The sequence below is a fragment of the Streptomyces sp. SX-6 genome (assembly GCF_059089585.1).
In genome coordinates, this window is the sequence record NZ_JBTHHU010000017.1 from 90,897 (window position 1) to 105,146 (window position 14,250).

13 protein-coding genes are annotated in these 14,250 nt (G+C 70.8%); 5 read left to right on the forward strand and 8 right to left on the reverse strand.

Annotation, left to right across the window (positions count from 1 at the left end):
- Positions 1-26 precede the first annotated feature (26 nt).
- A complete protein-coding gene (locus ACV530_RS21320; protein ID WP_494334166.1) occupies positions 27-1,178 on the reverse strand; it encodes a citrate synthase/methylcitrate synthase in 1,152 nt (383 codons plus the stop codon).
- Positions 1,179-1,297: 119 nt separating this feature from the next.
- Between ACV530_RS21320 and ACV530_RS21325 the strand changes: the two genes are divergently transcribed.
- Entirely contained in the window at positions 1,298-2,548 is a 1,251-nt protein-coding gene (locus tag ACV530_RS21325) for a citrate/2-methylcitrate synthase (RefSeq protein ID WP_494334167.1), read from the forward strand.
- Positions 2,549-2,579: 31 nt separating this feature from the next.
- On the forward strand, positions 2,580-3,500 hold the full coding sequence (locus ACV530_RS21330; RefSeq protein ID WP_494334168.1) for a ferredoxin family protein: 921 nt from the start codon (positions 2,580-2,582) through the stop codon (positions 3,498-3,500).
- A gap of 6 nt (positions 3,501-3,506) precedes the next feature.
- On the opposite strand, the gene ACV530_RS21335 is transcribed toward ACV530_RS21330, so the two are convergent.
- The 3 genes from ACV530_RS21335 to ACV530_RS21345 are packed head-to-tail and all read right to left on the reverse strand — an operon-like array spanning position 3,507 to position 6,314.
- The gene (locus tag ACV530_RS21335; protein WP_494334169.1) at positions 3,507-4,553 is read right to left on the reverse strand and encodes an ABC transporter substrate-binding protein; all 1,047 of its coding nucleotides are present in this window, start codon (positions 4,551-4,553) and stop codon (positions 3,507-3,509) included.
- Positions 4,554-4,603: 50 nt separating this feature from the next.
- Positions 4,604-5,473 carry an ABC transporter permease gene (locus ACV530_RS21340; RefSeq protein WP_494334170.1) on the reverse strand — a complete coding sequence of 290 codons (870 nt, stop codon included), beginning with the start codon at positions 5,471-5,473 and terminating at the stop codon, positions 4,604-4,606.
- Positions 5,463-6,314, reverse strand: a complete 852-nt coding sequence (locus tag ACV530_RS21345; protein ID WP_494334171.1) for an ABC transporter ATP-binding protein — start codon at positions 6,312-6,314, stop codon at positions 5,463-5,465. The genes ACV530_RS21340 and ACV530_RS21345 overlap by 11 nt, the downstream gene beginning before the upstream one ends.
- Before the next feature lie 296 nt (positions 6,315-6,610).
- On the opposite strand from ACV530_RS21345, the gene ACV530_RS21350 reads away from it, so the two are divergent.
- Complete coding sequence (locus ACV530_RS21350) at positions 6,611-8,230, forward strand: sensor histidine kinase (RefSeq protein WP_494334172.1); 1,620 nt, start codon at positions 6,611-6,613, stop codon at positions 8,228-8,230.
- Complete coding sequence (locus ACV530_RS21355) at positions 8,227-8,904, forward strand: response regulator (RefSeq protein WP_494334173.1); 678 nt, start codon at positions 8,227-8,229, stop codon at positions 8,902-8,904. The genes ACV530_RS21350 and ACV530_RS21355 overlap by 4 nt, the downstream gene beginning before the upstream one ends.
- Positions 8,905-8,918: 14 nt before the next feature.
- Here the strand turns inward: ACV530_RS21355 and ACV530_RS21360 are convergent, their stop codons facing one another.
- The 4 genes from ACV530_RS21360 to ACV530_RS21375 form a co-directional block, all read right to left on the reverse strand.
- Positions 8,919-9,638 (reverse strand): response regulator transcription factor, encoded by a 720-nt coding sequence (locus ACV530_RS21360; RefSeq protein WP_494334174.1) that lies wholly within the window; start codon positions 9,636-9,638, stop codon positions 8,919-8,921.
- On the reverse strand, positions 9,635-10,801 hold the full coding sequence (locus ACV530_RS21365; protein WP_494334175.1) for a sensor histidine kinase: 1,167 nt from the start codon (positions 10,799-10,801) through the stop codon (positions 9,635-9,637). The genes ACV530_RS21360 and ACV530_RS21365 overlap by 4 nt, the downstream gene beginning before the upstream one ends.
- A 28-nt stretch (positions 10,802-10,829) precedes the next feature.
- On the reverse strand, positions 10,830-11,318 hold the full coding sequence (locus tag ACV530_RS21370) for a DUF1453 domain-containing protein (RefSeq protein ID WP_494334176.1): 489 nt from the start codon (positions 11,316-11,318) through the stop codon (positions 10,830-10,832).
- Positions 11,319-11,441: 123 nt separating this feature from the next.
- Positions 11,442-13,562, reverse strand: a complete 2,121-nt coding sequence (locus ACV530_RS21375) for a DNA gyrase/topoisomerase IV subunit B (RefSeq protein ID WP_494334177.1) — start codon at positions 13,560-13,562, stop codon at positions 11,442-11,444.
- Positions 13,563-13,997: 435 nt separating this feature from the next.
- Here ACV530_RS21375 and ACV530_RS21380 point away from each other — a divergent pair, with 435 nt between their 5' ends.
- Positions 13,998-14,228, forward strand: a complete 231-nt coding sequence (locus ACV530_RS21380; protein ID WP_004949045.1) for a DUF7455 domain-containing protein — start codon at positions 13,998-14,000, stop codon at positions 14,226-14,228.
- The last annotated feature ends 22 nt before the right edge of the window (positions 14,229-14,250 follow it).

Here is a 14,250-nt window from a genome sequence, read left to right on the forward strand (position 1 = left end):
GGCGCCTCCTTGTCACACGGGCGTCGTCAGCCGAGCACGGCGGCGGGCACCGGCTGCGGCGGGGGCGGACCGACGTAACGGGCCGCCGGGCGGATGATCTTCGAGTCCTCCGCCTGCTCCAGGATATTGGCGCTCCACCCCACCGCCCGAGCCGCACAGAACGTGGGCGTGAACATCTCCCGGGGCAGCCCGCACAGCTCCATGACGACCCCGGCGTAGAACTCCACATTGGTGTGCAGCTCACGCCCCGGCTTGAGCTCCGCCAGGATCCCCTCCACCTGCCGCTCGACCTCGACGGCGAACTCCACGAGCGGGCCGCCGAATTCCTGCGCGATGCCGCGCAGCATCCGCGAGCGCGGGTCCTCGGTGCGGTAGACGGGGTGGCCGAAGCCCATGATCCGCTCCCCGCCGAGCACCCGTTCCCGGATCCAGGGGCCGATGCGGTCGGGGGTGCCGATGGCGTCCAGCGTGTCCAGGGCCCGGCTCGGCGCACCCCCGTGCAGCGGCCCGGACAGGGCACCGATCGCCCCGCACAGACAGGCGGCGAGATCGGCACCGGTGGAGGCGATGACGCGCGCGGTGAAGGTCGAGGCGTTGAAACCGTGATCAATGGTCGAGATCAGGTACTGCTCCACGGCCCGCGCACGCCGCGCGTCCGGCACCTCCCCCGTGAGCATGTACAGGTAGTCGGCGGCGTACGACAGGTCCTCGCGCGGCTCGACGGGCTCCAGCCCGCGCCCCAGCCGGTGCAGCGCGGTGAGCACGACGGGCACGGCGGCGCAGGCGGCCAGCGCGTCGGCGGAGCGCTCGGCGGGGCCGATGTCGTACAGCGGACGCATCCCGCGGGCGCCGCCGAGCAGCGAGAGCGCGGCACGCAGCCCGGCGAGCGGCCCGGCGTCCGCGCAGGAGCGGGCGATGCCGGGCAGGGCATCGCGTACCTCCGCGGGGAGCCGGCGCAGCGCGGCGGTCCGGGCCGCGAAGGCCGCGGACTCCGCCGCGTCCGGCAGCCGGCCGTGGAACATCAGGTGCCAGACGTCCTCGAAGCCGCGGCTCTGCGCGAGCTCGACGGCGGAGTACTGGCGGTAGTGATAGAAGCCCTCGCGGCCCCGGACATCGCCCAGGGCGGTGTCGGTGACGACGACGCCCGCGAGCCCGCGGGGCACCTCGGTGAGGGTCATCCCATGCCTCCTTGCTACCTCGAACTTGCTTCCTCGAACTTGATGCCGACTGTCCATGGTTGACTCAATCTCTGTCAATGTTGATTGAATCAATATGAAGACACGGATACCGTGGGCGCATGGTTGATCAGGGGACGGGCCCGGAGCCCCGCGGCAGGCAGCGGCTGACCACGCGCGAGGTCGCCGAGCGGCTCGGGGTGAAGCCCGAGACGGTGTACGCCTATGTGAGCCGGGGCCAGCTCACCAGCAGCCGCGGCCCGGGCGGCAGGGGCAGTACGTTCGACCCGCGCGAGGTCGAGGCGCTGGTGCGCCGCGGCGGCACCCGGCGCGAGCCCTCCTTCGGCAGCGAGAGCGCGATCCGTACGGGCATCACCCTCATCGCCAAGGACCGGCACTACTACCGCGGCGTGGACGCGACCGCGCTCGCCGAGCGGTACGGCTACGAGGAGGTCGCCGACTGGCTGTGGACCGGGGAGCTGCACCACGGCATCCGGTTCACCTCCCCCGCCGAGACCCTCGCCGCGGCCCGCGACGCCGTGGCGGCGCTGCCCGCGCACAGCGGGACCGTCGACCGGCTGCGGGTCGCCGCGATCGCCGCGGCGGCGGCCGACCCGCTGCGCTTCGACCTGTCGCCCGAGGCCGTACTGGGCACCGCGCGCGGCCTGATCCCGACGCTGGTCGACGCGCTGCCGGCCGCCGCGAAGCCGCACCGCGGCGACGAACGCCTCGCCCGGCGCCTGTGGTCACGGCTGAGCGCACACGCACCCGGCGAGACGTCACTGGCCGCCCTCGAGGCGGCACTTGTGCTGCTCATCGACCACGACCTCGCCACGTCGACCCTCGCGGTGCGGGTCGCGGCATCGGCGCAGGCCCACCCGTACGCCGTGGTCTCGGCCGGGCTGGGCGCCCTCGACGGCCCGCTGCACGGCGCGGCCAGCGGGCTGGCGCACCGGATGCTCGGCGAGGTGCTGGAGCGGGGCAGCGCGGCCGCGGTGGTGGCCGACCACCTGCGCGGCGGCCGGCGGGTGCCGGGCCTCGGCCACCGGCTCTACCCGGGACCGGACCCGCGGGCCGAGGCGCTGTTCACCCGGCTGGAGTCCGTACCCGCCGCGGCCGAGGCCCTGGCCGCCGCCCGGGAGGTGGAGGCGACCACCGCGCGGCACGCGTCCCTGCACGCCAACGTGGACCTCGCGCTCGCCGTCCTGTCCGTCTCCGCGGGCATGCCGCCCGAGGCCGGGGAGACGGTGTTCGCCGTGGCCCGGACGGCGGGCTGGATCGCGCACGCGCTGGAGGAGTACGCCGAGCGCCCCATGCGGCTGCGCCCGTCCGGCCAGTACTGCGGGCCCCGTCCGCCGCAGCCGCTGCCCTGAGAGCCGACCCAGCCAGGTTAGGCTCACCTATGTGAGCACCTGCGCGAGCGCCTCCCGCACCCTGGCCGAGCCCCTGGCCGGCACCGCCGCCACGGCACGCACCTGGCTGCTGGTCGAGCAGCCCGGGCCGTGGGGCTCCGACGCGCTCGCCTCCAGCCACCTCGACGCCGCCACCGGCCGCGCCCTGGACGAGGCGGCCGCGGGCACCGGCGTACGGATCGCGCTGATCCGCCGCCCCGGGCGGCACGCCGACTGCCACGAGCCGGCCCGCCGGCGGGTCTTCGCCGCCCATACAGCCCCCGGCCGCTCCTGGATCCGCACCACGGATCTCACCGACACTGCGTGCCTCGCGGAGCTGGACTTCACCGCGCTCGGAGCGGGTGAGCACGACGGTCTGTGGGAGCCGTACGACGGGGACCCGTTCGCCCTGGTGTGCACCAACGGCAAGCGCGACCGCTGCTGTGCCCTGCTGGGCCGCCCGCTCGCCGCCGAGCTGGCCGCCGCGGGCGGCACCGAGGTCTGGGAGGTCACCCACATCGGGGGCCACCGCTTCGCGCCGACGCTCTTCGTGCTGCCGTACGGCTACGCGTACGGGCGCGCCACCGCGCACGGCGTCAAGGAGGTGCTCGAGGCCGCCCGCGACGGCCGGGCCGTCACCGCGAACTGCCGGGGGCGCTCCGCCTGGGAGCGCCCCGCCCAGGCCGCCGAACTGGCGGTCCGGGAGCTGACCGGCGAGGAGGGCGCGGACGCCCTGGACGTGTCCGCGACCGAGGGCGCGGCCCCGCGCTGGGCCGTGACCGTCGCCCACACCGACGGCCGCGCCTGGCGCGTGGTGGTCGAGCAGGGCGCCGCGGAGCCGCCCCGCCCGGAGAGCTGCGGCCGGGCACTGGTCACCCCGGCCCGGATGGACGTCACCTCCGTCACCCCGCTTGGCTCCCGTCACCCTGCTTAACTTCCGTCACCCCACCTGCTTGACGAACTCCGTCGTGTAGGTCTTCTCCAGGTCCAGCGAGGCGTTCTTGAGCTCCGGGCTGAAGGACTTCATGACCTTGTGCACGGTCTTCGGCCCGTCGTCGGGCATCACACCGTCCTTGGTGAACATCGGCAGGGTGCTCTCAATTGCCTTCGTGTAGAGGTCCCTGCCGCCCTTCGCGTAGTCGTCGGGCATCTTGGCCGCGATTTCCGACGCCTTGTGCTCGGACATCCACTTGAGGGTCTTCACCAGGGCACTGGCGAGTTTCTGGACGGTGTCCTTGTGCCCGTTCGCCCAACTGGTGCTCATGTAGAGGCAGGACGAGGGGTAGAGGCCGCCGAGCGCGTTCTTGGACCCCTCGGGCGTGCGCATGTCGAGCATGACCTTGCCCGCGCCCTTGGCGAGGATCTGCGCGACAGTCGGGTCCGTGGTCATGCCGCCGTCTATGGAGCCTCGGCTGAGCGCGGAGATGAACGTCGAGCCCGCGCCGACGGCGACGGGCGTGAAGTCACCGGCCTTCACACCGTTCTTCGCGGCCAGATACTTCGTCAGGAAGTCGGTGGACGAGCCGAGGCCGGTGACGCCGAGCTTCTTGCCCTTGAAGTCCTTCGGCGAGGCCAGGTTGCCCTCTGCCGAGCCGGACACGACCTCGGCCTCCCCCGGTGTCTGCCCCAACTGGACCACCGACTCGACCTGCTTGCCCTTGGCCTGGAGGTCGAGCGTGTGGTCGTAGAAGCCGACGGCACCCTGGACATCGCCGGAGACGAGGGCGGTGGCGGCCTGCACCCCGGCGGGCTCGGTCAGCAACTTGACCGACACGCCCTCCTTCTGGAAGTAGCCGAGCCGCTCCGAGAGCATCACCGGGAGGTAGATGACCTTGTCCAGACCGCCGACCATGATCTTGACATCGGCGTCGCCGACCTCCTTGGACGAGCTGCTCGACGAGTCGTCGGCACAACCGGCGAGCGAAAGACACAGCGTTCCCGCGGCCGTCATCGCGAAGACCCTGGCGGACTTTCCGAACGTGCGCATGTGCGGTTCCTTACGGTCAGGGGGGGTGTCTGCGGCGGGGTCGTGCGGTGTCAGGTCCTGCTGTCCGTGCCCTGGGGCTTCCAGCGGAAGAGGCGTTTCTCCACGAAGGTCAGCAAGCCCTCCGCGAGCAGCGCGACGACGGCGAGGATCGCCATCGCGGCATACACGCCTGCCGTGTTGAAGTTCCCCTGGGAGATGGAGACGAGCAGGCCGATGCCCTTGCTCGCGCCCATGTACTCACCGACGATGGCGCCGATCAGGGCGAAGCCGAAGCTGACGTGCAGGCTGGTGAAGATCCAGGAGGTGGCGGAGGGGACGACGACCTGCAGCGTGACGCGCCGGTTGCTCGCACCGAGGATGCGGGCGTTGGCCACCAGATTGCGGTCCACCTCGCGGGCGCCCTGGAACGCGTTGAAGAACACAGGGAAGAAGACGAGCACCACCGCTGAGGCGATCTTGGAGGCCGGTCCGAGCCCGAACCAGATCAGGAAGATCGGCGCCAGGACGATCCGCGGCAGCGCGTTGAGCACTTTGACGAACGGGCCCAGGACATCGCCGAGAAAGGGCACCCGGCCGAGCACGATGCCGAACGCCACACCGGCGCCCACGCCGATGCCCCAGCCGCACAGGGCCTCGTAGAGCGTGGTCCAGATCTGCTTCCCGAGCGATCCCTGGGAGGTGCCGTGCAGGGTCCACTGGACGATCTGGTCCCAGACCTTCGACGGCATCGAGAAGTAGAAGGAATCGACGGTGCCGTTGCGCGCCATGATCTCCCAGGCGCCCAGCAAGGCGGCGAGGATCAGCACGCGTACCGCGTACACCAGGATCCTGCGGTTACGGGCGGCGCGCGCCCTGGCCTCCGTACGGCCCGGTACGGACCGCCGCGCGGTGGCGGGGGCGACAGCGGACTCAGGCGACACGGTGGCCACTCCTCTCCCGGGTGATACGGACTTCTTCACCGAGCGAGGCCCAGATGTCGCGGTAGATCTCGATGAACTGCGGTTCCAGACGCACGGTTTCGACCCTGCGGGGGCGCGGAAGGGCGATCGGGAAGATCTCCTTGACGGTGGCCGGGCCCGCGGTCATCACCACGACCTTGTCGGCCAGCGCGATGGCCTCCTCGAGGTCGTGCGTGACGAAGACGACCGAGGCACGAGGAGAGTTGTGCCCGTCGGCCCGCAAACCGCTCCACATGTCGAGCAGTTCGTCCGACATCAGGGCCCGGGTCTGGACGTCCAGCGCCGAGAACGGTTCGTCCATGAGCAGAATGGCCGGGTCGTTGACGAAGGTCTGGGCGAGTGCCACGCGTTTGCGCTGGCCTCCGGAGAGCTGATGCGGATAGCGGTCGGCGAAGGCCGCCAGCCCCACGCGGCGCAGCCAGTCCCGGGCCCGCTGCCGCGCCTCCGCCTTGGGGACGCCGCGGAAGCGCGGGCCCGCCATCACATTGGACAGGACGGTCCGCCAGGGGAAGACGGCGTCCTGCTGGAAGACGAAGCCGACTTCGGGCCGGATGCCCTCCACGGGCCGGCCCGCGATCAGCACGTCGCCCTCGGTGGGCTCCTCCAGGCCGCTCACCAGGGTGAGCGTGGTGGACTTGCCGCACCCGGTCGGGCCGACGACGGCCACGAACTCCCCTTGCGCGACGGTGAGATCGAGATCGCGCACCGCGGTGAAGTCCGCCCCCGACGGGGTACGGAACACCTTGCTCGCACCACGCAGTTCGATCGCCGGGACGCTTCCCGGTGGGTTGCCGTAGTTCATTCATCCGCCTCCGCTACCGGATCGTCGGCCCGGCGCCCCGGTACGGCACGCCGGTGCTGGAGGCTAAGAGTGGCGAAGGATACGGGGGCAGCCTTGTGAGCGCTGTGCGGCTTGAGTGCACGAACCCTGTTCTACTCGTTTTGCTCGCGCTAGAACAAGTGACAGGCATACGAGGGCTGGGCAACAGGGCATGATCAACACGCTGTTCGGCCCCGCCGGACGGCCCCTGTGCACCAACACCGCCGCACCAACGCCGCACTCCGGAACGGGGTGGAGCCGACACGAAAGAGACACCCATGCGCCCCCGGTGGCCCCGACGCGTCTTCGCCCAAGTGCTGTTCGTCCAGCTGCTGATCATCACGGGCGTCACCCTGCTCACCGTCGGGCTCTTCCTCGCCCCCCTCGGTGCCCGCATGGACGACCAGGCCGAGCACCGGGCATTGGCCATCGCCCAGGCCACCGCCGCCCAACCCGGCATGGCCCACGCCCTGCTGGCCACACGGCCCGACCCGGACGGTCCCGTCCAGGAGGACGCCGAGCGCATCCGCCTTGCCACGGGCGCCAGTTATGTCGTCGTGGTCGACACGCGCGGCATCCGCTACTCCCACACCAACCCCGCCGAAATCGGACGGCACGTCAGCAGCGACCCGGGCCCCGCACTGTCCGGACACACGTGGACGGGCATCGAAGAGGGCACGCTCGGCCGCTCGGCACGCGGCAAAGTGCCGCTCCGCGATTCCGACGGCGGCATCGTCGGCGCGGTCTCGGTCGGCATCCCGTACGACAGCGTGCGCGTGCTGCTGCTGCACGCGGTGCCGGACATCCTGCTGTACGCCGGCGCGGCGCTCGGTGTCGGCGCGGCGGCCGCGTTCGCCGTCTCGCTGCGCCTGCGCAAGCGCACGCACGGCATCGAACTCTCGGAGATCTCGGCCCTGCTCGACGAGCGGGAGGCCATGCTGCACGGCATCCGCGAAGGGGTGGTCGCCCTCGACCGGCACGGGCGCGTACGGCTCGTCAACGACGCGGCACAGCGGCTGCTGGGGCTGGGCCCGGAGGCCGTCGGCCGCTCCCTCGACACCGTGCTGCCCGCGGGCCGGACCGCCGACGTCCTGGCGGGGCGCGTGGCGGGCACGGATCTGCTCACCGTGCGGGACGGACGGGTGCTGGTCGTCAACCGGACGGACACCTCCGACGGCGGCGCCGTGGCAACCCTGCGCGACCGCACCGAGATCGAGCAGCTCGGCCGGGAACTGGACGCCACCCGGGGGCTGACCGAGGCGCTGCGCGCCCAGGACCACGAGCACGCCAACCGCATGCACACCCTGGTCGGCCTGCTGGAACTGGAACTGTACGACGAGGCGGTCGCGTTCGTGTCGGAGGTGACCGGAGCGCACCGGGCCACGGCCGAGCAGGTCACCGAACGGGTGCGGGACCCGCTGATCGCCTCGCTGCTGGTCGGCAAGACCGCGGTCGCCGCGGAACGCGGTGTGACGCTGCGGGTGAGCGGGACGACACGGCTGCCGGGCCATGTGGTGGACTCCAGGGACGTGGTCACCGTCCTCGGCAACCTGGTGGACAATGCCGTCGACGCTGCAATCGAACGACCGCATGCGGACCGGGACTTGGCGCCACTGGTGGAAATCGATCTGCGGCCCACAGGATCCACCGTCGTCCTGCGGGTCTCGGACAACGGCCCGGGAGTCCCCGCCGAGGCCAGGGAGCTGGTCTTCGCCGACGGCTGGACCACCAAGGATTCGGCCCCGCACCGCCGCCGGGGCCTCGGCCTCGCTCTCGTACGACGGCTGGCCGAACGGTACGGCGGATCGGCCCGGGTGACCGAACGCGACGGCGGTGGTGCGGTCTTCACGGTGGAACTGCCGGAAGCACTGCGACTGCTCGAAGGGGTGAACCGATGATCGAAGTCCTCGTCGTGGACGACGACTTCCGCGTCGCCGAGATCAACGCGGCCTATGTGGCCAGGGTTGCGGGCTTCCGCGTCCGGGCCAAGGCCCACAGCGCGGCGGAGGCTCTGTCCGTACTGGAACGCGACCCGGTCGACCTGATGCTGCTCGACCACTATCTGCCGGACGAATCGGGCCTGTCACTGATCCACCGCATCCGGCAGCGCGGACACCTGACCGACGTCATCATGGTCACCGCCGCGCGCGACATCGACACCGTGCAGACGGCCATGCGCTACGGCGCACTGCAGTACCTGGTCAAACCCTTCGCCTTCCCGGGGCTGCGGGTGAAGCTGGAGGCCTACGCCCAGCTGCGCCGTACGCTCGACGGCACCGCCGAGGCGGAACAGGACCAAGTCGACCGGATCTTCGGCACGTTGCGCACCGCCGCCACCACCGCGCCGCTGCCCAAGGGCCACTCCGCCCCGACGGCCGACCTGATCCGCCAGGTGCTGTCGGACGCGGCGCACCCCCTGTCCGCGCACGAGGTCGCGGCCCGGGCGGGGCTGAGCCGCTCCACCGCCCAGCGCTACCTCAAACGGCTCGAGGAGTCCGGCAGGCTCAGCCTCACGCTCAGATACGGCGAGACGGGCCGCCCGGAACACCGCTACACCTGGACAGTCCGCTGACGGCTTGCTGCGCTTCAGCCGCCGTCGTGGGGGCCCGGCGTCCGGGCGATGCCGTGCCGGAAGGCATACCGCACGGCCTGGGCCCGGTCGCGCAGACCGGTCTTGGCGAACAGGTTGTTGATGTGCGTCTTCACCGTCGCCGGGCTGACGTGGAGACTGCGGGCGATCTCCGTGTTCGACAACCCCTCGGCGACCAGCGCGAGCACCTCCGCCTCGCGGACCGTCAGCCCGTCCGGCAGCTCCCGAGGACCCGCGTCACCGGCCGCCGGCACACCGGCCCCGGGCACACCCGCGCCGGAACCGGCCAGCCGCTCCAGCAACCGCCGTTGCACCTGCGGCGACAGCCCCGCCTCCCCCGACCTCACATGCTGCACCGCCCTGACGATCTCCTTCGCCCCGGCGTCCTTCGTCAGATAGCCGCGCGCACCGGCCTGGAGGGCGGGGAAGAGCGAGTCGTCGTCGCCGAACGTGGTCAGGACCACGACCTGCGTGCCCGGGAACTCGGCGCGGATCCGCCGGGTCGCCTCCACCCCGTCGCAGCGCGGCATGCGCAGGTCCATCAGCACGACGTCGGGGGCGTGTTCCGCCACCAGCCGCAGGGCTTCGAGCCCGTCGGCCGCCGAACCCACGACCTCGATGCCGGGCAACAGCCCCAGCAGGGTCACGATCCCCTCCCGGACCACGGTCTGGTCATCGGCGACCACCACCCGCACGGCACCCGCGTCCTCCGTCATGCAGGCACCCTCAGTCGCACCACAAAACCCTCCTGATCGGCCCCGGCCGGCCCGGCCTCCAGCGTCCCGCCCAGCAGCTCGGCACGCTCCCGCATTCCGAGCAGACCGTACCCGGCTCCGGTGGCCTCCAGGCCGCCGTGCTCCTTGTGCGCCCCTCCATCACGCACCGACAGCTCCACTTCTCCCTCCAGATAGGCGAACTTCATCTCCACCCACGCACCCGGCGCGTGCTTGCGCACATTCGTCAACGCCTCCTGCGCAACCCTGCGTACGGCCAGCCCGGCTTCCGCGGACAGCCGGCGCCGCTCACCCGTCACCTCGAGGCGCGCTCCCTCGGCATCGGCGACCTCCCGCAGGAAGTCCTCGACGTGCGCCATCTCGCCCCGCAGCGCCGACAAGGCCTGCCGGGTCTCGGCGAGCCCCTCGCGCGCCATGCCCCGGGCGGCCGTGACCCGCTCCAGGATCCGCTCCCGCTCCGCCCCGCTCTCGATGAGCAGCCGGGCGGCCTCGAGATGGACGAGCTGAGCGGAAAGGCTGTGCGCGAGCACGTCGTGGATCTCACGGGCGATCCGGGTGCGCTCGGCCAGCGCCGCCGACTCGGCCTCCGCCCGCCGCGCCACCCGCTCCTGCGCCAGCAACCTGAATCCCGCCCCCCGTGCCTCGTCGTCGAGCCTGAGCGAGTACCCGACCAGGATGACCGCGGCGACCGTGCCCGCGGTCATGAGCACCTTCTCCCTGCCGACCAAGGCGTAGTAGGCGCCCATGGCGACCACCGCGACGGCCAGCCCATGTCTCAGGGGAAGCCTCTGCACCGCGATGGCCGCCCCCACACACCACAGCCCTGCCGCAGCCGCGTGCATCCCCGCCGCAGCGGCACCGGCCCCGATGAGGACGAGCACCCCCAGCAACCCCACCGACGGCCACAGCCGGTGGGCGAGCGTCGAGTGGTAGTAGCGCCAGACCGCCACCGCGGCGACCAGGAACCCGGCGGCGAAGCCGGCGAACCCCCACCCGTGCAGCGCTCCCTCGCTCAGCGAGGCCCAGAAGAACACCCCGACCAGGACGAGCCGCACCACCCAGGTCATGATCTGCCGCCGCAGCGGCACGTTCCCCCGGTACAGCGCCTCACGGGCAGGCCACTCGGTCCAGTTCTCGATCGGCACGCGCCATCCCTCCGCCGAGGCACCTGTGTCAGCCACGGGCAGTGACACGGTACGTCGGCTGCAGGGCCTGGGCCCGCCAGACCACGGTGCCGGTCCGGGCCAGCAGCACGGCCGCCATGGTGAGCATCGCGGCCGGGCCTCCCTGGTGAACCCCGGCGAGGATGCCGAGGCCGTACAGCCCCAGGCGCAGGACGATTCCTCCGCACCACACCGCGACCGTCGCCCGGCCGGCCCGGGCCCACACCGCCCCGGCCTCGTCGGCCCATATTCGGGTGGTGAACGCCCAGGCCACGCCTATCGCGAGCCCGCTCAGCACGCCTCCGGCCAGCAGGGCGGCGGAGATCGTGCGATCGCCGGGATCGATCAGCCCCGGGCCGCGCAGCGCCACGAAGCAGAGCACCGCGGGAATGAGCCACCATCGCCTGGTGTCCGTGGCCACTCTCCGCGGCTTCAACTGCCGCGCGAACACGACCGCGAGCACCGCGACGATCGCCACCGCATAGATCGCACCGGACATGAGAAGAGCCTCCGTGGAACGTGGACCATCGACACGTCCGACGCTACGGAGACGGCGCCCTGCCCGGATCGGAGCACGGGTTGGCTCCGGGTGGAGATCCTCTCTCCACCCGGAGGTGGAGGGTCAGGCGTCGATGCGCGAACGGTCCAGCGTGGCCGCGGAGTTCGTGATGAACTCCTTACGGGGCGCCACCTCGTTGCCCATCAGCAGGTCGAAGGTGCGCTCGGCCGCCTCCAGGTCGCTGATGTTGATCCGCCGCAGGGTGCGGTGGCGCGGGTCCATCGTCGTCTCCGCGAGCTGGTCGGCGTCCATCTCGCCAAGACCCTTGTAGCGCTGGATGGAGTCCTTGTACCGGACGCCCTTGCGCTCGAGCTCCATCAGGGTCTGCCGCAGCTCGTTGTCGGAGTACGTGTAGATGTACTTGTCCTGGCCCTTCTTGGGGTTGGTCAGCTCGACACGGTGCAGCGGCGGCACCGCCGAGAAGACCCGGCCCTCCTCCACCATCGGCCGCATGTAGCGCTGGAAGAGCGTGAGCAGCAGGATGCGGATGTGCGCACCGTCGACATCGGCGTCGGCGAGGAAGATGACCTTGCCGTAACGGGCGGCGTCGATGTCGAAGGTCCGGCCGGACCCGGCTCCTATCACCTGGATGATCGCCCCGCACTCGGCGTTCTTGAGCATGTCCGAGACGGACGCCTTCTGAACGTTGAGGATCTTGCCGCGGATCGGCAGGAGCGCCTGGAACTCCGAGTTCCGCGCCAGCTTGGCGGTGCCGAGTGCCGAGTCTCCCTCGACGATGAACAGCTCGCTCCGGTCGACGTCGTCGCTGCGGCAGTCGGCGAGCTTGGCCGGCAGCGAGGAGGACTCCAGGGCGGTCTTCCGCCGCTGGGCCTCCTTGTGCTGCCGGGCGGCGATACGGGTGCGTGCCGCGGCGACGATCTTCTCCAGCACGGCACGCGCCTGCTGCTTCGCGTCGCGCTTGGTGGAGGTCAGGAACGCCTTGAGCTCCTTGGCCACCACGTTCGCCACGATCCGGGACGCGGCCGAGGTGCCCAGTACCTCCTTGGTCTGCCCCTCGAACTGCGGCTCCGCCAGCCGCACGGTCACGACGGCGGTGAGTCCCTCCATGGCGTCGTCCTTGACGACGTCGTCCTCGGCGACCCGCAGCATCTTCGACGCACGCAGCACCTCGTTGACCGTCTTGGTGATCGCGCGCTCGAAACCGGTCACATGCGTGCCGCCCTTGGGGGTGGCGATGATGTTGACGAAGGACTTCGCCGTGGTGTCGTACCCGGTGCCCCAGCGCAGGGCGACGTCCACTCCGAGCTCGCGCGTGACCTCGGTGGGGGTCATGTGGCCTCGGTCGTCGAGGACCGGCACGGTCTCCTTGAAGGTGCCCTGCCCGCTCAGCCGCAGCACGTCGCACACCGCCTTGTCCTGCGCGAGGTACTCGCAGAACTCGCTGATGCCTCCGTCGTAGCGGAAGGTCTCCTCGGTGATGTCCTCACCGTTCAGGCAGCGCTCGTCACGGACGACGATCGTCAGTCCCGGGACCAGGAACGCGGTCTGCCGGGCGCGCCCGTACAGCGTCTCGAGCGAAAGCTTCGCGTCCTTGAGGAAGATCTGGCGGTCCGCCCAGTAGCGGATGCGGGTACCGGTGCGGGTCTTGGGGACCTTCTTGCTCTTGAGGAGGCCGTTGGCCGGGTCGAAGGGAGCGTCGGGCCCGGACTCGGTGAAGATGCCGGGGACGCCCCGGCGGAAGCTGATCGAGTGGGTCCTGCTGTTGCGGTCCACCTCGACGTCCAGGCGCGAGGACAGCGCGTTGACGACGGAGGCACCGACACCGTGCAGACCGCCGGAGGCGGCGTACGAGCCGCCGCCGAACTTGCCGCCCGCGTGCAGCTTGGTCATCACGACCTCGACGCCCGACAGCCCGGTCTTGGGCTCCACGTCCACCGGGATGCCACGGCCGATGTCCCGCACCTCCACCGAACCGTCGTCGTGGAGGATCACCTCGATGCGGTCGCAGAAGCCGCCGAGGGCCTCGTCGACGGAGTTGTCGATGATCTCCCAGAGGCAGTGCATCAGTCCACGGCTGTCGGTGGAGCCGATGTACATGCCGGGACGCTTGCGAACGGCCTCGAGTCCCTCGAGGACGAGCAGGTGCCGCGCGGTGTAGTTGGATCCGTCCCGGTCTGCCCCGGTCAGCAATGCGGTGGACGGCACGGACGTATCGGCGGTCACGCGGTTCGCTCCTCGCTGAATTTCTCTCTCGGCCCCACTGTGGGCACTTGGGTGGCTCAGTCTGCCGTTCAGAGGGTACCGAGGCCTGGTAGAGCCTTTGCGCCGCCACCCGTGATGATGCCCATGCTAGTCGAATATCGATCAGACGTTCGATGACTCGATAGGGTGACGCGCACGTCACGTTCCCTTGGAGGCATGAACCATTTAGGCTCCGGGCACGTCCTCAAGAACAACCCGGCAAGCCGGCCGGGCGGACGAAAGCCCCCAGCGATGTGACACCGTAAGCCCCACGCAATACGGCTCATTCGCCGCCAAACGTCAAGATCCGGCTCACTCGGAAGGAAGTTTCGAGGAAAAGCCACGAGCGGGAACGTTTTCGGCCTGGTTGGATGTTGACCCTGGTACGACAGCTCGTCGAGCTAGAGAAGAGGCGACGTGACTACTGTTCTGACCCCTGCGAGCCCGCTGACGGCCGCTGACCGCTGCGACCGGTGCGGCGCCCAGGCATACCTGCGCGTCGTTCTCCTGAGCGGCGGTGAACTGCTCTTCTGCGCTCACCACGGGCGCAAGTTCGAGCCAGAACTCAAGAAGATCGCCGCGGAGATACAGGACGAGACGGAGCGGCTGACCGCCGTCCCGGCGTCCGCGTCCGACGAGGACCGCTGAGTCCGCAAGCGAACGCAGACAC